The following is a 432-nucleotide window of genomic DNA, read 5'->3' as shown; positions in this document are numbered from 1 at the left end:
TGCGCGGCATTGACATGGCGGCTGAGGCGCTGTCGCTCGAAGGCAAGCGGAGGTTGCTTCAAAGCTACGACGCCGACGCCCCCCGCCTCCTCATCGACAGCGCTCCCTGCGTGCGCGTCGGCCGGTACACGGCGAGGTACAAGACGAGGCAAGGGGAAGTCGAAGTAGAGCGCAGCCTCTACCGCCGGAGGGGACAGCGCAACGGCCCCACGGTGGACACCGTCAGCTTGCGCGCCGGATGCGTGGCGGACGGCTGGCTGCCCGAGGCAGCGTGCGGCATGGCCCACCTGCTGGCCCATGGGACTTCGCGCGAGGCGCAGGGGACTGCCCGCGCGCTGGGCGTGCTGCCCTACAGCCGCAGCAGCTTCGAGCGGGTGGGGCATGCGGTTGGCGCGCTGTACGGGGAGGGGCGTGTGCGCGTGGAGGCCGCTC

Annotated in this window: 1 pseudogene; it reads left to right on the top strand. The window is 71.5% G+C overall.

The features are described 5' to 3' along the window. Positions 1–432 (top strand): annotated as a pseudogene (locus U8525_RS34470) (ISKra4 family transposase); the annotation flags it as partial.

The sequence above is a fragment of the Corallococcus sp. RDP092CA genome (assembly GCF_041903675.1).
GTDB lineage: Bacteria > Myxococcota > Myxococcia > Myxococcales > Myxococcaceae > Corallococcus.
This window is presented reverse-complemented; position numbering and strand designations above follow the sequence as displayed.